Here is a 22,956-nt window from a genome sequence, read left to right as displayed (position 1 = left end):
CAGCCGGCAATACTGAGCTTGATTTTGAGAGTGCTGCAAATGTGGTTATTCACAGTTTTTTGGAGTTGAGGTACTCTTCTATAATCTCCGCCGCCTCTTCGGCTTTCTCCACAAATCTGAAGATCTCCAGATCGTTCGGACCTACGACCCCTTCTGCAACAAGAACTTCAAAATTTAATAGCTTCTGCCAGAACTCTTTACCGAAAAGAAGAACCGGGAGGGGGTGGATTTTTCTGGTCTGAATCAACGTCAATGTTTCAAACAGCTCATCCAGGGTCCCATAGCCCCCGGGGAAGGCAACAAGCGCCTGAGCCCGCATGAGGAAGTGCATCTTTCTGATGGAAAAATAATGAAACTGAAAGCATAATTCAGGAGTAATGAAACTATTTGGTTCCCGTTCGCGGGGCAGGACAATGTTGAGCCCCATGGTTTCCGCACCGATATCATGGGCGCCGCGGTTTGCCGCCTCCATAATTCCGCCTCCGCCTCCGGTGATGACCACGATATTGCAGCCGGTCCCGTGGTGTTTCAGTTTCGACAGTAATGCTCCGAGCTTTCGTGCTTCGTCGTAATAGTGGCTCTTTCGAAGGATACTTCGTGCCACGGCAAGGCGCTCTTTCAGCAGCGGATCCTGCGGACTTTCGGCCGCCGCCGCTTTAGCTTCATCCAGGCGCTGGGCCGCTATTTCGTGTTCGACTATCCTGCTGCTGCCGAATACCACCACGGTTGCCTCAATGCCATGTTCCTGCTGGAGTAATTCCGGTTTCAAAAGCTCGAGCTGGAGGCGAACCGGCCGAAGTTCCTCGCGGGTGAGGAAATCAATATCCGTATAGGATAAATGGAAGCTTGGGGATACCGTTTGTGGAGTCAATGGCTCCCTGGCAGTTTCCCTGGCATCCTCTTTGGATGTGGGATAATTGGAAAGCGATGGTCGTGATTTCATGATATTCCCGTTTTAAAAAAATTGTTAGTAATCTGAAGTCTATCAATATGAGTATATCATGATTTTCAGGATAATTAGCGGAGGAAGGAAATTCAAATACCCGGAGACAAATAGTCGGGTCTAAATTATCTTTTTTTTTGTAAAAGGCGAAGAGTCGGATTCTGAGACAGGGCCAATAATGGCACAAAAATTTCAGTCTTCCATTTACGTATGGAATATCCGGTATAACACAACATGAAATGTGATAACCTGATCAGCAAGGGAGGGCAAGGATGGTAAGGCATTTAAAAAGGCATGCAGCCACAAAAGGAGACAGGCCCGGGCGGGTTGTTTTTGTCGGCCAGAAAAAAATAGAGAAACCCGAATTCAGCATAATCAATTACGACCGAACCGAATTGCAGGAGTTTAAAGTTGGTTCCATCGAAGAATGTTTTCCCTTTAGGGACAAGCCGGTCATGAGCTGGATAAACATAGATGGTCTGCATGATGTCTCGGTCATCGAAAAAATCGGCAGCCATTTCGGGGTGCATCCTCTTATACGTGAGGATATAGCCAATACCGAGCAGAGACCGAAACTTGAAATCGGCGATGATTATATCTTTCTCTCCATAAAAATGCTTTATCCCAATGAGGATGAAAATAGAATCATCTCAGAGCAGTTCAGCTTTATCTTTGGAGAGAATTTTGTCATTTCTTTTCAGGAAAGGTCAGGTGATGTCTTCGATTCGGTCAGGGCAAGGCTGCGCGATACCGTCCCCCGGGTACGCTTCATGACCTCCGATTATCTGGCTTATACTCTGGTCGACGCCATTGTCGATCACTATTTCGTCATCATGGAGCACCTTGCCGTGACGGTCGAGGCGACCGAAGATGATTTGATCGATGATCCAAGCCCCGATGATCTGGCTACAATTCATGATTTGAAAAGGCAGCTGATCCTGATCCGAAAGGCGACCTGGCCCCTGCGAGAGATTATAAGCCGTCTCGAGCGTACCGAAAACCCTCTTATCCAGCAAACCACCAGGCTTTATATTCGTGATGTCTACGATCATACCGTCCAGGTGATAGACACCGTCGAGACATTCAGGGATATGGTCTCCGGGCTGCTGGATATCTATCTTTCCAGTGTCAGCAATAAAATGAATGAGGTCATGAAGGTGTTGACCATTATTGCAACCATCTTTATTCCTCTAGGTTTTCTGGCCGGGGTATACGGAATGAACTTTGATACCTCAAGCCCGTATAATATGCCTGAGCTTGGTATGCGCTACGGCTATTGGCTGTTCTGGGTCCTGGTTGTCGTGGTCAGCATGGGGCTGCTGCTCTTTTTTCGCAGGAAACGCTGGCTTTGAAGTGATTGGCGAAAATTTTGTCAGTGGAGCAGGGTGCAGTCCGGCAAAAGCCAAAAAACTGCACTGAGCCCGAAGGGACTGGAGCAGCAGAGGACGCTTTTTGTGGTTGGACTTTGCGGTTTTTCGATTATCATTTTGGCTGAACCTGAAGTCATACGGAGACCATCTTGTCACATATCCTAATCGAAAAGAACCATAGTTTATATTACCGCACAATAGAAGGAAAAGCGGATATGCCCTGTCTGGTATACCTGCATGAGGGACTGGGGTGTACTGCAATGTGGCGCGATTTTCCCAAGCAGTTGTGCCGGGCGACGAACTGTCCAGGTCTGATTTACGACCGCCGGGGATACGGGATGTCGTCTCCATTACCGCAGCCGCGTACAAACCGCTATCTCCATGAGTATGCTCTCCGGGAGCTTCCGGCATTTCTTGATAGGATCATTCCAGATACCCCCTATATTCTCATCGGGCATTCCGACGGTGGCAGCATTGCCTTGATATATGGTGCCAGACGGCCTTCTAAACTGCGGGGCATAATAACAGAGGCTGCTCATGTCTTTGTCGATTCGGAAACCATCACCGGGATACAGGCAGCAGAAGAAGCCTGGCAGAGAGGAAAGCTAAAGGGCCTGGCTCAATATCATGGCGCGAAAACAGAAACCGTGTTCAGGTCCTGGTCGGACATATGGCTCTCCGAATCCTTTCGGCACTGGAACATCGAGTATCTCTTAGCGGACATCGAGGTTCCTCTGCTTATCATCCAGGGAAAGAACGACCAGTACGGTTCAATTGATCAGGTTAATTCTATTTCTACCAAAACTTCGAGCCCTTGTCGTGTGGAGATAGTGGAAGAATGCGGCCATACTCCTCATCTGGAGACCTCTGGGGTGGTGTTAAAGCTTATGTCTGATTTTGTAAAACAGCTGATCCAGAGTTCATCTCGGCAACGTAGATGACTTTTTACGATTATCATTAGTGATTAATCCAACGGAGCCGGATGAGTATTTTTTTCAAACCAGCAGCCGGCTGAGCTTGGCCGACAACTCCGAAATGGTAAAAGGCTTCTGAATGAAACCCTTACAGCCACGTTTCAGAATTTCCCGGGCCTCGCCTTCAATGCTGTAACCGCTGGCCAGCAGAACCTTGACCTCCGGATCCATTTCTTTCAGCCTGTCAAAGAGCTCACCGCCGCTCATCCGGGGCATGATCATGTCGATAATAACCAGATCTATGCTCTTTCGGTTACTGGCGTAGACCTCGAGAGCTTCGCGGCCCGATGCTGCCGTCAGCACCTGATAGCCAAGAACGGCAAGAATTTCCTGGGCCACTTCGATGATCATCGATTCGTCATCCACCAAAAGAATCATTCCGGAGCCTTTTACCACAGTCGATGATCTTTCGATTTCAGACGGGATCTTTTTATGCGATGCCGGCAGAAGAAGAGTAAAAGTGGTGCCCCGGTTCAATTCGCTTTTTACGGAAACCGCACCTGAATGGTTGCGAATAATGCCATACACCATGGCAAGGCCTAGCCCTGTACCGCCTCCCCTGGCTTTGGTGGTAAAGAATGGATCGAAAATTTTCCCCAACGTCTCTTTATCCATGCCCTTGCCGTTATCGGAGAGAGTGAGCTGCACATATTTTCCGGGGGTAATATCGTGAAAACGGGCTTCATTTTCATCTATTTGAGAGAGGCCTGTTGTGACCGCGATGTGTCCGCCTGCCGCCATGGCCTGCCCGGCATTGACCAGTAAGTTGAGCAGAACCTGCTCGATCTGGCTGGAATCAGCTTCTATCGGCAATAGATCCTTCTGCAGGGTGCAGCTTATGGAAAGTTCTTTTTTTGTCCGGCCAAACATCTGCGTGCTTTTTTCTGTCAATGCATTCAAATCAACGGGTTGAACCTGGTATTTTCCGCCTCTGGCGAAACCGAGCAGCCTGGTAGTTAAACTCGCGGCACTTTCCAGGTAACTTTCAATGGTTGCCAGCTGCAGGTGATGTGGGTGTTCTTCTTCGAGGTCTTTCAATATGAGTTCGATTCTACCCTGGATCCCCATGAGCAGGTTGTTGAAATCGTGTGCAATGCCGCCGGCGAGCGTACCCAGTGATTCCAGACGCTGGGACTGCTGAAGCTGTTGCTCCAGAACTTTACGGGAATGATCGGCACTTTTGCGCTCTGTTATATCCCGGGCAATGCCCCTGTAACCGACAGGGCCGGCATCATCACTGCAGACTGCCGAGATTACCGTTTCGACGTAACGTATACCGCCGTCGCTGCGGTGAAGCTGGAGTTCCAGAGTTATTCCGGGTTGGTCCGTTTGGAGGATCGAGGCAAAGGATTCTTTGATTTTACGTTGAGATTCTTCGCTCATAAATCCTAAGGCATTCATACCAACCAAATAATTTTCCTCATATCCCAGCATTCCGCACAGTGCCTGATTGACAAGATTCAATCTCCCTTGAGGATCGATTTCATAATAGCCGTCTTCAATACTTTCAATGATGGTACGGTACTTTTTTTCGCTTGTGATTAAGGCCTGTTCATTCCTCTTCCTTTCGATAGCCAGGGCAATCTGTTCGGAAACAGAATTAAGAATCTCCAGATCAATCAGGTTAAAAGGGTGCGGTTCCTCGTAACACTGTGCAGCCATTACCCCAATCACTTCACCTTTTATTTTTAAAGGCACGCCGAGCCAAGCGATTGGTGCCGTTCCCACAAGGCGGTTTTCGGCAGCTCTCAGCTGCAGGTCCGCCTTGTCGAGAAAAATCGCTTTCTGTTTGCGGATAACTTCCCCGGTCAGGGAGTTTGATTTATTTATCTGGTCAGCATATACATCCGCTGAATCATATAGATCGATGAAATAGGGGAAGGCAACTCTGCCGGTCGGTTTGTGGTAGACGGCAATGAAAAAGTTGCTCAGATTGATAATTTCCCCGAGTATGCGATGAATCGAACCATATAGCTCGTCGAGACTCTTGGTGGTGTTGACGGCGTTTGAGATTCGAAAGAGGGTACGGGTTATCTGCTCGGCGCGTTTTCGTTCGCCTATTTCGCGATTGATTTCTGAATTCTCTTCAGGGGGCTGAGCGATATGAAAATGAGGCTTTTCGGCGTCTTCAAAAACCTTTCCTGAACCTTCCTGATCTCTGTCTGTGTATTTCCAGGTCTTCATTTTTGCTCATCACTGAGGTGTCATGGCTTTCGGGTATAGTTTTATCCGTTAGCACAATACTTTTATGCTGTAGTCTTTGCAAGTATCAGTCACTTATCCAGTCGGTCTATACTGTTAATTATTTGAAGTCCTGCCCGGTTTTTTCAATGGTGAGCGGAGAGACATGCCGCGGCCGAGAGGGAGCCTCTGCCCGGGTCATTGCATTTCTTTTACCTGGCGGTGTTATAAAGACCGCTTTGCAAAAAGAGCTTCCAGAGGGATGAGAAAGTCTTGATGTCGTGGCCTCCCTCTATCCGTATCACCCGGTTTTCAGGAATGACGGTGGCAAGAAGATTTTGGCCCTTGATATATTCATCGCTGTTGCCGTAACTGTGAAAGATCGGGATGTTTGTCTTGCCGTCGACACGGTCTTTTATCCAGTGCCAGAACATTTTTTCCCATTGCTCATCGGGATCATACCGGCCCGGTTGCCATTGCCGCACCCCTCCTGCGGCATAAACCTCGTCGAGAATGTCGTCATAGCCGAGAAAGGGTGCAATAAGAAAGATCCCGCTGATGTGCTCAGGCCGCTCTTTCCAATAGAGCATAGAGCCCAGACCGCCCATGGAAACGCCGACGAGCCAGATATTGGTGTAGCCCTGTCGGACTGCGGGCAGGATGACGTCTTCATGGAGCCGGTCTATTAATGTTCTTTCTGCATAATAGGCAAAATGCGCATTTGGAGCGACCATATCAAAGGGAATCGCACCCTTTTTGACCTCATCAACCATGCCGGCATCTTCAAAACTGCGGTTACTGCCGCCGAGCCCGCGCATAAAGACAAAAAGATTTTTGGTCGGGGCTTGGCCATGTTGGTATTGAAGTGTTTTCAATGGCTTGTTGGCAAGATACGAACAGGAGGACAACAATAGGCAGCAGAGAACCAGAGACGGAAAAGCGAATTGTCTTTTCATACTTATCCTGTTGAGGTTGGGGAAAGGTTGCTGTGCATATCCTTCACCGCAACAGTATGGCGTATATGAGCTGAAAAGAAAAGGACTTTCAAATCCTCGGACCCGAGCATCTTTGTACTGGGAAACAGGTGAACAAAATCCATCTTCAGTCGAGATTTGAAGAGTCTTTGCACGATTAACCGGTATGGACGAAGCCTGTATGTTGATTATAGTTTGTATTGGCTTTTTTCAGAGTCCATCTCAGGACTTTGATGACTTTTTACGAGATTATCAAGAATGGTGCGTCCATTATTAAAGGAGCAAAAGTTATGGCTGGTGGTTGGTCGCGTGACGGGGCTGTGCAGGATCAAATAGATGCCAGTGTTGAAGATGCAGTGAAACTGGCCAGAAGTCGTTTGTCCCAAGGTGAGAGCTTAACTCATTGTGAGGAATGCGAAGCTGCCATTCCCGAGGCTCGCCGAAAAGCGGTTCCGGGCGTTCGCTTCTGCATCAGTTGCCAGGAAAAGAACGAAAAACAACAGACAGCACAAACAGGCTATAATAGACGCGGCAGTAAAGACAGCCAGCTGAAGTAGCTTTTAGACAAACGGAGGCGTCTCCCATTTCTGGCATCTTACCTTTCAGGCCCGGCTGATAAAAAGGAACTGATTACCCCTGAACTCAGCATTTCCGGCCTAAGCTGAGGATCTGGGGTAATCAGTTAAAAAATATTCAAGCAATTACTGTTGCAGTAAAATAATCAATCTATAAGGTGAAACGACTGGAAGAACAAAGGAGCAGAATATGAACTTACCACGCTCAACCAATAAGATCCTGATCGGCATTTTCTTTGCACTCATATTGAATGCATTCGGAGGCATAGCGGCAGAGAGTTCGACGGAGAATGATGTCGCCATAAGGGGATACGACTCTGTCTCCTATTTTGTTGACGGTGAGGCGAAGAAGGGTGATGAGGAATTCACCCACCAATGGCATGGTATGACCTGGTATTTTTCAAGTAAAGAGAATAGGAATCTGTTTGCGGCCAATCCGGAAAAGTATGCCCCGCAATATGACGGGTACTGTGCCTGGGCTATGACGGAAGAGCGGAAGGCGGAAACTGATCCCGAAGTCTGGAGGATCGTCAATGGGAGGCTTTATCTGAACTGCAGCGAGGCTGCCTATGAAAAATGGAGCAGAGATATTCCCGGAAATATAAATAAGGCTGATAAGAATTGGTCAACGTTTAAGAAGAATACGAATTAAAGATAAATTACAATCCTTCCTTTCCTTAATTACAGGAATAAACATCTCGTTCAGTAGGGGGCAGCATTGTGCGTTCTTGCCCACTGGAAATAAGTATCTGTTTTTGCTGATTATATATTATAACTCAGCTGGTCATCAGCAAAAGCCTTTTTCCGCCGTCATTCCGAAGCCGGATCGTGTCGGGGGTGACGGCTCCGGAATCCAGAGGTATCAAAAGATGGATTCTGCGAGGAGACCTGCGATCTATAATCATCTACCTGAAATACAATACCTAAATATTTGACAATATAACCTATTTACATGCTATATAAGATAATCCCGAAAATTTTTATCGGTTGCCCTCATCCTCAGCTCAAGGTACCGGCCGGTCCAGAAGATGTCGGGTTTCAGGGGTAGTCAGAAAAAAATTTCAAAGTTGCCGAGATGAATTCTGCAATAGGCGCAGCCAGGGGTAGTTCCTGAAACGGGGATTTGTCAGGAGGGATACGGCGAATTGCTGTTTCAGGTCTGCATCGGCATAGGTCGAGCTTTTTCGAAGACGGAGTTTGTGTCCGTGACGGGGTGCTTATCGCGGGTCCATCAGGCTTATCACTCTCACCAATTCAAAGGGGGCAGGATGTTTGATTACATGATGACGGATGAACAATTACAGCTTCGCGACGAGGCCAGGGAATTTACCAACTGGGTGCCGAAAGAAATGATACTGGACATGGATGCCGAAAAGATACAATTTCCTCATGAATACCTGAAGGAAGCGGGGAGACGCAACCTTCTCGGCATCAGGCTGCCCAAAAAATACGGGGGAAGGGGCCTCACCTGGGTGGATGACGCCATAGTTGCGGAAGAAGTAGGTGTTGCCAGTTATTCGCTGGCCTGTCTCTGGGGAGTCGGTGCCGACATAGTCTGCGAAGCGGTGGTATTGTATGGATCTGAAGAACTGAAGCAGGAGATGGTCGTACCGCTGCTCAAAGGTGAAGTCTATGCTGCGGAGTGTCTCACTGAGCCACGTGGGGGTTCCGACTTTTTCGGCGCCACTACAACCGCAACAAAAGACGGTAGCGACTGGATCATCAATGGCCAGAAACGATTCATCGTGGGAGCCGAGGGTGCCGACTGGTTTATGGTTTACGCATTAACCAATCCTGACTCGGAGAAGGTCCACGAAAGGATTTCCTGTTTTATGGTTCCACGTCGCGCGGGTGTTGAAAGCAAGTACATCTACGGTCTGATGGGAGTCCGCGGTGGCGGTGCCGGTCGCGTCATCTTTGAAAATGTGCGCGTGCCCGAACGCTACTGCCTCAACGGCATTAATAAGGGTTTCGAGGTGTTCATGACCAACATGGTTCCGGAGCGGCTGGGGACGGCGGCAATGACCCTGGGTTCCGTACGTCCTGCAATCGAGATTGCCACGAGGTATACCTCCAAACGAAAAGCATTCGGACAGCCTATCATGAATTTTCAGGGGGTCGGCTTCAAGGTTGCCGACAGCGTGATGATGCTGGATGCCGCTCGCTCCATGGTGTATACCACTTGCCGTGCGGTGGATTCGGGCAAGGTACAGCCGGGTCGGATTCGTAGGATGGTTTCCGAATCCAAGAAGTTCGTCACCGATTCGGCCTGGGATATCGCCAACAACTGTATGCAGGTTATGGGAGGGATAGGCTATACGAATATTTATCCACTGGAAAGAATAGTGCGGGACATCAGACTGTCCCAGATATGGGTCGGTACCAACCAGATTATGCAGCTGATAATACAGAATGAATGGTACAAGGAATACCAGAAGGTATTGTCAAAACAACCCGTACGTGATGTGGAAAACGATGCGGTGCATGCCCACGAAACAGAGGAGAAGGTATATGAATAAACGAAGTTCCAAACAATTACACCACATTGAAGCGGTCTACCATAACTTGCTCTTCGCCTCAGGCGAATAGACGGGGTGTATATTTGTCCTCCTTCTGAAGGGTGCTCTCAGTTTCCTATAACTTTCCCCTTGTCCTCCAGGAGCGTCGTCACGACGTTTGCCGTAATCACATTAGTTTTAAAGGGGGTATTGTCTTTTTTTAGCTCCCCTGTGACTTGAACGGTATCACCAACTTTCAGTTGCTGGTATCCCTTGTCGTCCAGTGGATTGTAAGGCAATTCCGTGGTGTCGATAATCACTTTTCTTGAGCCCAGATTCATCGTAAACCGGCGATTATCGGTATCGACGATGACCCCTTGCAATTGAAAAACCCCCTCCTGATCAATTGCAGGCTGGAAGATGTCACCCGCCTCTTTCTTGAATACATACGTATTTAAATCCTTGATATATATACTGCTTGCTTCTATGATCGGTTTTTCACCCTGATCATTGTCGACTATGCCGTTAACTCTAATATTATCGCCCACCTGAATGGGATGATTAGGGTCATACCACTGCCAGTTGTTCATCTGAACCTTGATGAACCCTGAGCCGTAATCCATCTCAAAACCGGCTTTATCTGTGGCCACAACAGTACCGTTTAGGCTGAGCCAGCTATTATCATCAGCTTTTTTGACATTCTGGGCCATCAGGGAAGATGCCGCCAAGACTGCGAAGACCGCCGCAAAAAGGATTCGCAACATGTTCATAATTACCTCCTGGTTTGCCGTTTGTATGGACAAAAGGTTTCATCGATCAAGGAAGCATACATTATGCCATGTTAGCTTAAGGACATGAGTTTTCTTGATATGGTCTTTTAAGTTTTATGTAGTCGAGATAAGCGCAGGGGTCTTTTCGGCGACTTCGGCGACTTTTTACGAGATCATCATATTTGAAATTTTGCAGCCAAGATTTACAAGAAATTGACACAGAAGAGGTTATGATGGTGACTCCATATGTCCAACCAGGCAAGAAGATGTCCTCCCGGCTCGGACTATTTTCCTAAACTCTTGTCTCTTCCGAATAAATATGATGATCAATATGGAGACAATCAACATGACCCCATTTGACGGGGAGGAATATTTGACATACAATGATTCATTCAAAGTGTTATTAAGGTGTTGGACCTTTTTGGGGAATTCTTTCATTTACTGTCAATAAAGCTGAGCCAGCCATGCTGCCGAATTCGAATTTTTTTCCAAGGCTTTCTTTAACAGTCATTTTTGACTGAGGAGGTGCGAAAATATTATCGTTTATTTCTGGACCTTTTCAGACAAAAATTCCGGCACAATGATAATCAAAATACAAGGCGGGGGAATATATGAAATATATGAATTATCAGGAAGCAAAAATTCCGGCTTTAGGCCTGGGGACCTGGAAATCGAGCAAGGGGGATGTCTACGGAGCCGTTCGGGAAGCACTTCATATCGGCTATACCCATATAGATTGTGCGCCGGCCTATGAGAACGAAGAGGAAGTCGGGGCTGCACTCAAGGAAATGACGGATTCGGGTCAGATCAAGCGTGAAAATATCTGGATAACTTCGAAGCTCTGGAACAATGCGCATCTTGCCGCTGATGTCGAACCGGCCTTGAGGAAAACATTGGCCGATTTGCGTCTGGATTATCTTGATCTCTATCTGATTCACTGGCCGGTGGCATTCAAGCCGGGGGTATCTTTTCCGCGAAAGGCCTCAGACTATCTGCGGCCGGAGGAGGCGCCGATAACAGAGACCTGGCAGGCCCTGGAAGAATGCGTCGGCAAGGGGCTGGTAAAACATATCGGGGTATGTAATTTCAATGTCAGAAGAATTGGCGAGTTGCTGGCGACGGCCTCTGTTCCGCCAATGATGAATCAGATCGAACTCCATCCTTACCTGCAGCAGAATGATATGCTTGAATATTGCCGCAAGAAGAACATTCTTCTCACGGCTTATTCACCACTGGGATCGGCCGACAGACCCAAGGGTATGAAAAGAAAAGATGAACCGGCGCTGCTGGAAAACGAAGTTATTGCACAAATTGCCGGGAAGCATGGTTGCACTCCCGCTCAGGTGCTCATCAGCTGGGCGCTGCACAGAGAAACCGTGGTGATTCCCAAATCGGTAAACCGGCAGCGCCTGCAGGAAAATCTAGAGGCTGGGAGTATCACTCTTGGCAGCGATGAAATGAAAAAAATAGCGGAACTGGACAGGGGATTCCGCTATGTTGACGGGGCCTTCTGGGAGAGTCCGGGATCCGGCTATACCAAGGCCGGACTCTGGGATGAACAATAGCAGATCAAACTGCCGCAGCACGTTTCACCTACAACGACGTAGATCGGGCTTTCTTGAAGCCGGAGTTTATACCGGTACGGATGCTTATCGCGGCGTCATCAATGAAGGAAGTCGGCAGAATTAAGTATGTCCTCGTCAATTGTCAATCCCATGCGTTGTGCTGCTCCTGGATTAACATGAAAGGAAAGCTCTTTCTGGAATTCAACAGCAATATCACCAGGGTTTTCGCCGGCGATAATACGGCGGGCCAGAGCGCCGGTCTGCCTGCCATGCAGGTAGTAATCAAAACCCATGGCGGCAATGGAGCCCCGTTTAACCGAATCGGTGTCGGCCGTAAAAAGCGGAAGCCTGACCCGCTCGCTCACTTTGATTACACTCTCCAGCGCGGAAATAACGGTATTGTCGGTGGGAATATAGATAGCCTGCACCTTGCCCACCAGACTCTGGGCTGCCTGATACACATCGGCGGTGTTGGTTGCCGGAGCTTCAACGATCGAAAATCCCAGGACAGCCGCCGCCTCTTTGATGCGGTTGACGTTGGAGACTGAATTGACCTCGCCCGAGTTGTACATCACTCCCAGCTTTTTCAGATCGGGCACAAAACGGAGCACCATCTCCATATGCTTGTCCATGGGCAGCCGGTTTGAAACACCGGTAATGTTTTTCCCGGGATGCTCGTAATTGCTGACCAGCCCTGCCGCCAAAGGATCGGTAATGGCGGTGAACACCATGGGGGTACCACTCATCCGGGCGTGTTTTTCGAAAATTCTGGCACAGGCCTGGGCATTCGGCGTGGCGATGGCGACGATCATATCCGGGTTGTCGGAGACAATTTGATTGGCGATTTGTCCGGTTGTGGCCATGTTGCCGTGTGAATTATATACCTTGTAGCGCACCTCGATTTCGTTTTCTGCCAGATCGTCCTGGAAGCCCTGCAAAACTTCATTCAATGAGGGATGGTCGACGAACTGACTGATCGAAATCAGAGTCTCGGCAGCCATCGCAGCACTGCTCAGGGTGATCAGTGAGTAGAGAAATACAAATGTGAGAATTTTTTTCATGGCGGTCCTCTTGGGAGTCTGAGTTGCAATAAATTCCTGGAACGCTGAACTTTATATGATAGTATAGGTTGAGGCAAGAAAATAGTATTCCGAGAACAGCTCGGAATGCTCTTGCCTGAAAAATGGTAACAGGCATATTCTGCATATTCAGGTGGAATGTTTTTGTTGATTGTCAGGGTCGCTCAGCTGGAAAGATGCGTTCGGGTTTGAAGGTGTTTGGAGGAGTTTGTTCTTACTGTCATACGGTTCCGGATCAGTGCCCGGGAAGATCCGCAAGGCAGAGGTATTCGAGGGAGATGGATTCCGGATCAAGTCCGGAATGACGTTCTAATTGATTACCTTGTATATTTAGATACTAATCAATCATGCTGGCATCTTTGGCTGAGTTTGATTGATAATCAATTTTGACAATAAAAGTTAGAATCTGTGATGGCTAAGTAAAAAGCTTCATATTCGAGGTGCGAAAATTTTCTACTATTCCGGCGTACTAAGGTACGTCGTAATAGTAGAAAATTTGTGGCAACGAAGAAGATGAAGAGTTTTTACGACGCCATCAATTTTTTTTGAAGAAAGGAATCAAATGCATACCAAAGTAACTTTATTTATCCAGTGTCTGGTGGATTCCATGTTTCCGGATGTGGGTGATGCCATGGTCGAAGTCCTCACCAGACTGAAGGTTCCTCTGGCCTTTCCCGCTGATCAGACCTGCTGCGGCCAGCCCGCTTTTAACAGCGGCTATCAGAAGGAGGCCAGAGCGGCGGCGAGAAGATTTGTCCGCATATTCGGCAGCGCCGAGAGGATTGTCTGTCCATCGGGATCCTGTGTCCATATGATCCGCCATCATTATCCCCAGCTCTTTGCCGATGAGGATCTGGAGTTTCGCATGCGCGTCAAGGCGCTGGGCCACAAATGTTATGAATTCAGTGAATATCTTGTGGATGTTCTGGGCGCTGTCAATGTCGGTGCCCACTTTCCCGGAAAAGTGACCTATCATGATTCCTGTCATCTGCAGCGCGGCCTGGGGATCCGCTCCCAGCCCCGCAAACTGCTGCAGAATGTTGAAGGACTGCAGCTGATAGAGATGAATGACAGTGATGTCTGCTGTGGTTTTGGCGGTACCTTCAGCGTCAACTACCCGGAGATCTCCACGGCCATGGCCGATGAAAAGATAGACAATATCCTGGCCAGCGGCGCAGATTGTGTAACGGGCTGCGATGTCAGCTGTCTTATGAACATCCAGGGCCGGCTTTCACGGCGGGGCGAGAAGGTCAGGGTCAAACATATTGCCGAAATCCTGGCAGGACGGGGAGAGCGGACATGAAAAGAACCAAGGAGCCTACATACAGCCAAGACGCCCAAAAAGCCCTGGAAAATCACGTCCTGCAGAGCAGCCTGAAAAAACTGCAGAATCGATTTGGCAAGGGGGTTATGGAATATTGGGCAGCCAAGGACGATGACGAGCTGCGCGATAGGGTAAAACGCCGGCGCATGTCGACCATTGAAAACCTCGATGTAGTACTCTCTTTGCTGGCGGACAATGTCCAGAAAGCGGGCGGTCATGTTTACTTTGCCAAAACCGGAAGTGATGCGGTCAAATATTGTCTGCGGGTGGCGCAGAAGAACGAGGTGAAAACCGTCGTCAAGGGCAAGTCGATGCTCTCTGCCGAAATTGGTGTTGACAAGGCGTTGGAGCAGCAGGGCGTAGAAGTAGTCGAGACCGATCTGGGAGAGTTCATCATCCAACTGGCCGGAGATGCTCCTTCGCATATCATCGCCCCCTGTATTCACCTGAACCGGCAGCAAATTGGCAAACTCTTCCAGGAGAAGTTGGGCATCGACTATACCGATGATCCGCCGGAGTTGACCCGGGCCGCCCGGGGAGCACTGCGCCGCAAAATGATCGATGCCGATATGGGCATTACCGGCTGCAACTTTGCCTGTGCGGAAACCGGCAAAATCAGCCTGGTTTCCAACGAGGGCAATATCCGCATGGCCACCACCATGCCCAGGATTCATCTGGCCCTGATGGGAATCGAAAGGATTGCGGCTACCATGCAGGAGCACCAGGGAATGCTGCAGCTACTCACACGGGGGGCGGCTCTGCAAAAACTCAGTACTTACGTGAGTTTTGTGGGCGGACCGAAAAGTGAGGGCGATCCGGATGGGCCGGAGGAATTTCACCTGGTTCTTGTCGATAACGGCAGGTCTAAGATTCTGGGAGATCCTGAATTCAGAGAGGTACTGGCCTGTTTACGCTGCGGGGCCTGCCTCAATATCTGCCCGGTCTATGGCAGGATCGGTGGCCATGCCTACCATTCACCGTATCCCGGTCCCATCGGCGCGGTGGTCAGCCCCCTGCTCTTTGGCATGAACCAACATGCCGATCTCTGCAAGGGTGAGAGCCTGTGCGGAGCCTGCCTTGATATCTGTCCGGTGAAAATCGACCTGCCGCGCATGCTGCTGGCCCTCAGGCACAAACTGGCCTACGGTGACGCCAAATGGCAGGCCAGACAGCATAAACCGAGTGAGGCCTTTGCCTTCAAGCTCTATCGTCTGATCATCTCCAACTCGATGTTCTACCGGCTGGCGCTGCGCTGCGCCCGCCTTCTGCAGAAACCATTCATGGGCAAATCGGGTATGATCGGCAAAATGATGGGCCCCGGGGCCAGGTGGACCAATGATCGTGACTTACCGCCTCTTGCCAGGGAGCCGTTCAACAGGCGCTGGAAGAAAAAGCACAGCCGGAATCAGAAACGCAACAATGAGGTGAACCATGGATGAGAAAGGCGTTTTCCTCGCAGATATCAGAACGGCGCTTGGCTATACCAAAGAAGAGACCAGGGACATGGAGCAGTGTCCGGCAGTGTTTGCCGATGTCGACGATTCACTGATTCTCGATAGAATACAGTATCGGACTCATGTTGAAAAACAGGCGCTTTTGCAGATCCTCCAGGATAACGGTGAACAGCTTCGGCTTGAGGTTCATCCGGTCTCTTCGCTTGACGCCGCTGCTGAGACGATCGTGGCAATTATCAAGTCAACCAAACCGGAATTCAGCACCGCCAGGCAGATCATCCAGCACGATCATCCCGATCTCATAGAACTCGGGCTCTGGAAAAGAATGGCCGGTGAGGCCGTCCATGTCCACACCGCATATTCAAACGATAGTGAAGTGCGTGAAAAGTCAGTTGAATCCTTTATCGGTATAACGGTACCCAGATGGGCGGTGGCGGAATCCGCAACCGTAGTACAGATCACCGGACCCGGCAGGCCGCGATCCACATCATTGCTGCCTTCCGTGCATATCGCTCTCATCCGTCTGGAGCATGTACTCGCCGATTTGACCGAAGTATACGCCCTCTTGGGAGATGAGCCGCCAAAGGAGTCTTTTGTCTTTATTACCGGTTCATCCAAGACCGCGGACATCGAGGCCCATATGGTTCACGGCGCCCACGGTCCGCGGCAGACCCATCTTGTGGTGATTGATGAGCTGATGGTCCAAAAAACCACCCCTCTCAAAGGCAGCGGAATTTTTGCCTCGGCTGAGATTTAATCGTTTTGTATATACCGGAAAATCTTCTTGCTCGATCTGCCTGGAAGCTGTAGTATTTAATCGTATACTTACGTAGCTCGGCTGAGTTGGCCCTTTACAGATTGTTTGCTTGTTTTTTAAGTATTCTGAGTCAACTCGGCTGGATGAGTTCATAATCGATGTTGATATCTGACTCACGGGAGAATAATGGAAGCCGGCGCACTGACAACTGATATGATTATCGTCTTCGTCCTTCTGGGGATTGCCGTGACGCTGTTCGTGTTCGATCTTCTTCGCGTTGATCTTGTGGGAATTCTCATGATGGTTCTGCTGCCTCTCAGCGGCGTGGTCACCGGTGATCAGGCTATTGCAGGACTCAGCTCAAATGCGGTCGTCTCTATTATCGCAGTGATGATCATCGGTGCGGGATTAAACCGAACGGGGGTAATGAACCTTGTCGCCGAACATATCATTCGAGTAGCCGGAGTGAAAGAAACCCGCGTGATGGGGGTTATCGCGGCTACGGTTGCCTTTATTTCAAGCTTTATGCAGAATATTGGTGCGGCTGCCCTATTTTTACCGGCAACGATGCGCATCAGCCGGCAACTCAATATCTCCGCGGGCAGGATTCTCATGCCCATGGGATTTTGTGCCATTACCGGCGGCTGCCTTACCCTTGTAGGCTCCAGTCCTCTTATCATGCTCAATGATCTTATGGAGTCCTGGTGGATCAATAATCCTCAGGCGCTCGATAATGCGCCGTTTGAACCTTTGGGATTTTTCTCTGTAACTCCCATAGGCATTGTCCTGCTTGCCGTCATCCTTCTCTACTTCATTTTATTCGGCAGAAAGCTCCTGCCAAGTGATGCCTGCCTGATTGATGAAGACACAATGGAAAAGCGTCTCCAGGAGATCTATGGTTCAGAAGTGGGAAGCAGTTACGAGATAGAGGTGCCTCCCTATTTTCCGCCGCAGACTTTGGGAGAATTGAAGATTCGTCCCCGCTATCATGTTACCGTGGTGGGCGTAGTCAAGGCTGACAGAATGCGGAAGGATCTCTCGCCCACCCAAGAAACTCATATAGAACCGGGTGATACATTATGGGTGATCGGTTCCGAGGAGCGCATCGCCAAAATCGCCGAAGATCATGGCTGGACGGTCAAGGAAGAGCACGATGTTTTCCGGGATCTCAATTATCCCGAAGTATCAGGCGTGGTCGAGGGTGTGGTAATTCCGCATTCCAATCTAAGCGGGCACTCCATGGAGGAGCTGCAGTTCCGGGAAACCTTTCATGTCAATCCACTGGCCATAGTCCGTCGTGATGAAATCATCCTGGATAATATTAATGTAACCCAACTCAGACAGGGCGACACAATTCTTCTGCAGGGCAGATGGGAGCAATTCAGGCTTCTGGCCGGAAAAACGGATATTGCCTTTCTCGAAGATATCAAAGGCCAGGATCTGCGGCCGGAGCGAACACGTTGTGCTCTTTTTTTTCTGGTACTTTCCCTGGTGTTGGCCCTGACCTTCAAAGTTCAGCTCTCCATTGCCCTGCTTACCGGTGCACTCGGCATGATTGTTACCGGAGTTATCAAGGCGGATCGAGCCTACGAGGCGGTGGACTGGCGGACCGTGTTCCTGCTCTCCGGCCTCATTCCTCTGGGGACGGCTTTTGAGAAGACCGGGGCTGCGGCCTATATCGCCACCATGGTCCTGGAGGCGGTTGGCAATCCCTCCCCGTTGGCACTGATGCTGATCATCTCCCTGCTGTCCGCTTTTTTCTCGCTGGTGGCCTCGAATGTCGGTGCAACGGTTCTGATGGTTCCGCTGGCCATGAATATGGCTGTGGATGTCGGAACTAATCCGGTAGTCGCTGCCATGGTGGTTGCCATTTCGGCATCAAACACCTTCATGCTTCCGACACATCAGGTCAATGCCCTGATAATGCGGCCCGGTGGATACCAAACCAGAGATTATATGAAGGCGGGATTCGGTGCGAGTATTCTTTTTACGACAGCTCTGGTTACTTATCTGTGGGTTTTTTATCCTCTTTAAAAGGCCTCGATAACACCCGTACGGGCATAAACTCCCGACTTCGAAAAAGCCCGATCTCCGGCGTTGCAGGTTTGTTGATTGACCTCTGAAAGCTGCCCGGAACACGGCGCCTTTCATGAACCAGGAATGGTTTTAAAAACTTCCGCCCTCCTGTAGTTAACGGCAAACAAATACGTCTCAATACTTTATCTTGAACTCTTGGATGGAAGGTCGTATCCTGTTAGGGCTTTTTTTACCCGCTAATTTAGCGGAAATGACTTCTCAGGGTAAGACTATCACTAAGAGCGTGCCGTGGAAAAGAAAGCTGTTAAATTTCGTGATGCCATTTTTATTGTCACCCAGGAACGTTCCTGTCCTATCTATAATGTCGGTGAAGAATTCAAGGTTGTTAACTGCTGCCTTTCGATTTCCTCCTTCAAGCCCGGCTGCCTTTTTCTGGCACAGGAAATAGTCAAAATCATCAGCTCTCGGGACAGCTTCGGCGGTTTTTCTAAATTAGGCGGCCAGAGAACGAAATTCAGTTGCGGCGGCTGCGAGGGGCATGTCAGTTTTGAGTTTAAAAAAGATAAAGATTTTGCAACATTGCAGATGAAGCTTCTCAATGAGACGGAAGAGAAGCGTCGACGCCAGCACCTGGATAAATTCTTTGGTGTGCTGCGAAACCTGACCATCTTCGAACCTCTTGATGATGATGCCCTCAGCGACCTCACTCTGCTTCTTGACTTGAAGACCATCCCCATTGACAAGATAATTATAAAAAAGGGAGCCCCCGGTGATCACCTCTACATTCTTCTGAAAGGCCGGGTGGCGGTTATGGCCGACGATGGCTCACGTCTGGCGGAATTGGGGCACGGGGAGATTTTTGGTGAAATGAGCCTGCTGACCGGCGAACCGATAAGCCAGACGGTACGATCCATAGCGGCCGTCCAGGTGGCCATGCTGAGTATCAAAAACTTTAAGCAGATCATTGTAAAGCATCCGGTATTGCAGCTTTTTCTTTTCAAAATGCTGGTAGAGCGAGCTCAGACCATGGCCCTGCGTTCAGGAAATATTACCTCGGGCATGACCGGAGAGCTGGCAGAGATCACCATTGTCGATCTCTTTCAGCTTATCAATTCAGCTCAGAAGACCGGCACGGTTTCCCTGGCTCTTGATCAGGGCAAGGCACTGGTTTTTTTCAGGGATGGCCAAATCATTCATGCCCGTTTTCTCAAACTCCGAAATCGCGAAGCTATCCTGATGCTTCTATCTGAGAAAAGCGGCCATTTCAGTTACACCAAAGGGGTCCCCGCTGAACTTGACAGGCTTCCGCCGATTGGTGAATTTATCGGAATACTTATGGAAGGATTGCAGCGGATCGATGAACAGCGAGGATAATCATCTGCTTCCAAAGTGACGGGATGTCAACAGGAATTGAAATTCAGCCGGCAACGGCCTTTTCTATAGCAGCCTGCAGTTCTGCAATACTGCCCATTTTCGAGACGATTGCTACAGGTTCAATCTTTTCGGCCTCTTTGGCCAGATCTTCTTTATTGTAGCCGCTGAAGAGGATTATGGGGATATTGTATTTAACCTTAATCTGCCGGGCTGCCTGCAGGCCATTGATGCTTCCCGACAGGGTGACATCCATAAGAATCACCTGGGGCTGGTCATATCCGGCCTGATCGATAGCCTCCTCTCCTGAGGTGATGACATCTCTGACATCATAACCGAAGGCCCGCAGTTTTTTGGCAATCATGATGCCCACGAGAATTTCATCCTCGACCACCATTATCCTTATCGGCTGCTTTTTCATAGACGCTGCACTATCTTTGGTTCAGGAAAACTGATTTGATATCGTGTGCCTTGACTGCGCTCCACCGTGATCTGGCCCTTAAGCTGCATTTTGACCAGACTGGATATGATGATTCCCATGCCGAAGGTGGTGCTGCCCAGCACATCAACCTCTTCAGGAAGACCAATACCATTATCCGCTATGGTCAGCAAGAGCTCTTTACAGCCCGACTTTTCTATACTCAGAAAAATTGAACCCGGCATCTTGTTCGGAAATGCATGTTTGATGGAATTGGTTATTATTTCGTTGACAACCAATCCCAGCGGGACTGCATAATCGATATTAATCAGTATCGGTTCGGCATCTATCTTAAGTTTTATCCTGTTATCGAGCACCATGGAGGTGAGCAGTGATTCTGCAACATCATGAAGATAGCTGCCCATGTCTATTTCTGCAAGATTCTGTGACTGATAAAGTTTCTCGTGGACCAGGGCCATCGATCTGATCCGGTTTTCGGTTTCCTGGAATATGGTTTTGAGACCTTCGTCCTCAAAATCCTCGCTCTGCAGATCGAGCATGGATATGATAATCAACATATTGTTTTTGGTCCGATGGTAGATCTCTTTGAGCAGCACTTCTTTTTCGCGCAGAGACTGCTGGAGCTGGCGGTCCTGGATCTGGAGACGTTCTTCATTCTTTTTAATATCGCTGATATCGGAAATTGTGCCGACCAGTACCTTCTTATGCTGCCAGGCTGAAACCCTTGACCATATTTCTCCAGGAAAAGAAGAGCCATCCGGACGAAGACATTTAATTGTATAAGGGGGAATGTCCACACCTTTGAGGCGTTGCTGTATGTTCTCTGCAGCGAGTGGGCGTTCCTCTTCGCAAAAAAGTTCCAGAGGGCTTTTTCCAACAAGTTCCTCCTTGGAGGAACGAAAAAGGTTTTCGGCCAAAGATGTATTAACATAGCTGATGATGCCGTCTTCAACGATATAGACACCGGCGTTGGATGATTCCAGGGTATCAATGTACATCTTCTGGCTATGACGCAGGGCCTCAGAAATTATCTGTCTGTGCTCAATCTCCCTTTTGAGCTGGGTTATGATTTTTTCCAGATCTTTTTTTTGTCTGAACAGCTCCGCGTTTCTCTGTTCCACCTCCAGCTTGAGAGAGTTCGAATGCTGCTCTTGCTGCATCTGCACGGCCTCGAGTTGCGTCACCATGGAATTGAACGAACGCGCCAGAACACCGACTTCATCGGTTGAGGTTACCGGGCTGCGGACCGTGAGGTCTCCCGCGGCGACCTGGGTTGTTGCAAGAGCAAGTTTGCGCAGAGGAGTGATCAGATATTTGAGAAAGGTAAAAATAATGAAAACAGCAATAAACACCGTGAACAAAGAAATAAAGACCCCCTTAGCAGCCATGCTTTTAATGGTTTTGCTCAGTTCCTGGCGGCTCTCGGCAACAGAGAGGAGCATATCCTCTTCCAGGACAGCTATGCCGAAAATCCATCCCTGTTTGGGCATTTTGCTGGTAGCGATGTAGTAATTCTTGGAATCAATCGAGAGCTTTCCCGAATAATTTATTAACCTCTTGGCGGTATATACCATCTCCTGGACGCTCTTATGGTGTGATTCCCAGAGATAGGTATTGAGACGATCGCCGGTATTGGCAAAATCTGGATGATCAAAAGTTATACCGAGAAGTTGAGCGAATTTTTGCGGCATTGCAACTATCCGCCCATCTTCGTTCAGAATAAAAGAGAACAGGATCAAGTCCTTGGAGGGAATTTTGTCATAGGCGTAAACTTCACTTATGATGGTACTGAGAGGTATGTCGATGCCGGTTATGCCACGAAACACATCATTGTCATCATAAATAGGTGCACTGGCGGTCAGCATATAGTCATTAGTGACTATGTCCTTGTATATATCGGTCCATTTGACATCATATTTCTCCTGCTTTTTTCGGCCAAAGATGGTCATCGGTTCTCCATGGCGGAGATCGAATACCGTAGTGGGCAATATGTCAAATGCAGCTTTTTTGCTTCTACCATTGTTGGTGAAGTAGTGGCCCATCCCTGAAATAAAAATAGTGTGGACCGCGTGTGCCTCGGGGTTTTCCCGCAAGACTCTCTTGAAAAGAGGGGTCAAATGGGTCATGGCCCGCATTTCCTCGCTGACCTTTGCCGGTATATCTGTTTCCCCCCAGTAAAGAGTCACCACCGGGTCGACACTGTCGTTTCTCCAGGTATTGTTTTTTTTCGATAATTTGTAGGAATATTTTTGGAGTGGAATTGCCGAATAAATGGGGAGATCGGCATAAATTGCCGAGGCCTGGCTCCCTAAAAGAGCAGCAGAAGCTGCAATGCGGTTAAAATATTCCTGATATCTGCCCGCTTGCTCGCTGGTGATTTTTGTTAGTCCGGAAAGCGCCTGAAGCCGTATTTGCTCTTCGTGCAATTCGTCGGCTATTTGACCATAATGTTTGAGAGAACGCAGGGCGGTGAAAGTAAGTGGGACAATAGCCAGAATAATGACGATTGTAAGTAAAAGAAGCAGCTTAAAACCTATACTGGACTTGATCTTTTCAATCATATTTTTTAGCTATCGGCTCCTTGTCTTAAATTCAGGTAAGCATAACAAGGTATTCCAGTAAAGTAATGTGAAAAAATTCTGAAC

Annotated in this window: 18 protein-coding genes; 11 read left to right on the top strand and 7 right to left on the bottom strand. The window is 48.8% G+C overall.

The genetic code is table 11. The features are described 5' to 3' along the window. Nucleotides 1–49 precede the first annotated feature (49 nt). Complete coding sequence (locus tag JWG88_RS06025; protein ID WP_205232808.1) at nucleotides 50–943, bottom strand: LOG family protein; 894 nt, start codon at nucleotides 941–943, stop codon at nucleotides 50–52. A 272-nt stretch (nucleotides 944–1,215) separates the two neighbouring features. Between JWG88_RS06025 and corA the strand changes: the two genes are divergently transcribed. Both corA and JWG88_RS06015 read left to right on the top strand, forming a co-directional pair. Next, nucleotides 1,216–2,295 carry a magnesium/cobalt transporter CorA gene (corA, locus tag JWG88_RS06020; protein ID WP_205232807.1) on the top strand — a complete coding sequence of 360 codons (1,080 nt, stop codon included), beginning with the start codon at nucleotides 1,216–1,218 and terminating at the stop codon, nucleotides 2,293–2,295. Between the two features lie 167 nt (nucleotides 2,296–2,462). Further along, nucleotides 2,463–3,254 carry an alpha/beta fold hydrolase gene (locus JWG88_RS06015; protein ID WP_205232806.1) on the top strand — a complete coding sequence of 264 codons (792 nt, stop codon included), beginning with the start codon at nucleotides 2,463–2,465 and terminating at the stop codon, nucleotides 3,252–3,254. 54 nt (nucleotides 3,255–3,308) lie between these two features. On the opposite strand, the gene JWG88_RS06010 is transcribed toward JWG88_RS06015, so the two are convergent. Both JWG88_RS06010 and JWG88_RS06005 read right to left on the bottom strand, forming a co-directional pair. Then, on the bottom strand, nucleotides 3,309–5,471 hold the full coding sequence (locus JWG88_RS06010) for a GAF domain-containing hybrid sensor histidine kinase/response regulator (RefSeq protein WP_205232805.1): 2,163 nt from the start codon (nucleotides 5,469–5,471) through the stop codon (nucleotides 3,309–3,311). A 209-nt stretch (nucleotides 5,472–5,680) separates the two neighbouring features. Next, entirely contained in the window at nucleotides 5,681–6,424 is a 744-nt protein-coding gene (locus tag JWG88_RS06005) for an alpha/beta fold hydrolase (protein ID WP_205232804.1), read from the bottom strand. Nucleotides 6,425–6,732: 308 nt separating this feature from the next. On the opposite strand from JWG88_RS06005, the gene JWG88_RS06000 reads away from it, so the two are divergent. From JWG88_RS06000 to JWG88_RS05990, 3 genes are all read left to right on the top strand, one after another. After that, nucleotides 6,733–6,999: a DksA/TraR family C4-type zinc finger protein gene (locus JWG88_RS06000; protein WP_205232803.1), complete on the top strand. Its 267-nt coding sequence runs from the start codon at nucleotides 6,733–6,735 to the stop codon at nucleotides 6,997–6,999. Between the two features lie 208 nt (nucleotides 7,000–7,207). Further along, nucleotides 7,208–7,669, top strand: a complete 462-nt coding sequence (locus JWG88_RS05995) for a YHS domain-containing (seleno)protein (protein ID WP_205232802.1) — start codon at nucleotides 7,208–7,210, stop codon at nucleotides 7,667–7,669. Between the two features lie 616 nt (nucleotides 7,670–8,285). Continuing rightward, on the top strand, nucleotides 8,286–9,536 hold the full coding sequence (locus JWG88_RS05990) for an acyl-CoA dehydrogenase family protein (protein WP_205232801.1): 1,251 nt from the start codon (nucleotides 8,286–8,288) through the stop codon (nucleotides 9,534–9,536). A gap of 107 nt (nucleotides 9,537–9,643) precedes the next feature. On the opposite strand, the gene JWG88_RS05985 is transcribed toward JWG88_RS05990, so the two are convergent. Beyond that, entirely contained in the window at nucleotides 9,644–10,285 is a 642-nt protein-coding gene (locus JWG88_RS05985) for an OB-fold nucleic acid binding domain-containing protein (protein ID WP_205232800.1), read from the bottom strand. A 611-nt stretch (nucleotides 10,286–10,896) separates the two neighbouring features. Here JWG88_RS05985 and JWG88_RS05980 point away from each other — a divergent pair. Then, complete coding sequence (locus JWG88_RS05980) at nucleotides 10,897–11,850, top strand: aldo/keto reductase (protein ID WP_205232799.1); 954 nt, start codon at nucleotides 10,897–10,899, stop codon at nucleotides 11,848–11,850. 98 nt (nucleotides 11,851–11,948) lie between these two features. On the opposite strand, the gene JWG88_RS05975 is transcribed toward JWG88_RS05980, so the two are convergent. Further along, the gene (locus JWG88_RS05975) at nucleotides 11,949–12,911 is read right to left on the bottom strand and encodes an ABC transporter substrate-binding protein (protein ID WP_205232798.1); all 963 of its coding nucleotides are present in this window, start codon (nucleotides 12,909–12,911) and stop codon (nucleotides 11,949–11,951) included. Nucleotides 12,912–13,491: 580 nt separating this feature from the next. Here JWG88_RS05975 and JWG88_RS05970 point away from each other — a divergent pair. The 5 genes from JWG88_RS05970 (at nucleotide 13,492) to JWG88_RS05950 (ending at nucleotide 19,875) form a co-directional block, all read left to right on the top strand. Next, on the top strand, nucleotides 13,492–14,232 hold the full coding sequence (locus tag JWG88_RS05970) for a (Fe-S)-binding protein (RefSeq protein WP_205232797.1): 741 nt from the start codon (nucleotides 13,492–13,494) through the stop codon (nucleotides 14,230–14,232). Beyond that, nucleotides 14,229–15,692: a LutB/LldF family L-lactate oxidation iron-sulfur protein gene (locus JWG88_RS05965; protein ID WP_205232796.1), complete on the top strand. Its 1,464-nt coding sequence runs from the start codon at nucleotides 14,229–14,231 to the stop codon at nucleotides 15,690–15,692. The genes JWG88_RS05970 and JWG88_RS05965 overlap by 4 nt, the downstream gene beginning before the upstream one ends. Next, nucleotides 15,685–16,464 carry a LutC/YkgG family protein gene (locus JWG88_RS05960; RefSeq protein WP_205232795.1) on the top strand — a complete coding sequence of 260 codons (780 nt, stop codon included), beginning with the start codon at nucleotides 15,685–15,687 and terminating at the stop codon, nucleotides 16,462–16,464. The genes JWG88_RS05965 and JWG88_RS05960 overlap by 8 nt, the downstream gene beginning before the upstream one ends. Nucleotides 16,465–16,650: 186 nt before the next feature. Next, entirely contained in the window at nucleotides 16,651–18,498 is a 1,848-nt protein-coding gene (locus JWG88_RS05955; RefSeq protein WP_205232794.1) for an SLC13 family permease, read from the top strand. A gap of 291 nt (nucleotides 18,499–18,789) precedes the next feature. After that, nucleotides 18,790–19,875 carry a DUF4388 domain-containing protein gene (locus JWG88_RS05950; RefSeq protein WP_205232793.1) on the top strand — a complete coding sequence of 362 codons (1,086 nt, stop codon included), beginning with the start codon at nucleotides 18,790–18,792 and terminating at the stop codon, nucleotides 19,873–19,875. A gap of 43 nt (nucleotides 19,876–19,918) precedes the next feature. On the opposite strand, the gene JWG88_RS05945 is transcribed toward JWG88_RS05950, so the two are convergent. Beyond that, on the bottom strand, nucleotides 19,919–20,293 hold the full coding sequence (locus JWG88_RS05945) for a response regulator (RefSeq protein ID WP_205232792.1): 375 nt from the start codon (nucleotides 20,291–20,293) through the stop codon (nucleotides 19,919–19,921). Further along, nucleotides 20,290–22,872, bottom strand: coding sequence for a histidine kinase dimerization/phosphoacceptor domain -containing protein (locus JWG88_RS05940; protein WP_205232791.1), 2,583 nt, complete (start codon nucleotides 22,870–22,872; stop codon nucleotides 20,290–20,292). The genes JWG88_RS05945 and JWG88_RS05940 overlap by 4 nt, the downstream gene beginning before the upstream one ends. Between the last annotated feature and the right edge of the window lie 84 nt (nucleotides 22,873–22,956).

The organism is Desulfopila inferna, from assembly GCF_016919005.1.
Classification (GTDB): Bacteria; Desulfobacterota; Desulfobulbia; order Desulfobulbales; family Desulfocapsaceae; genus Desulfopila_A; species Desulfopila_A inferna.
The sequence above is the reverse complement of the archived record's forward strand: the minus strand, read 5'-3'. Positions and strand labels throughout refer to the sequence as shown.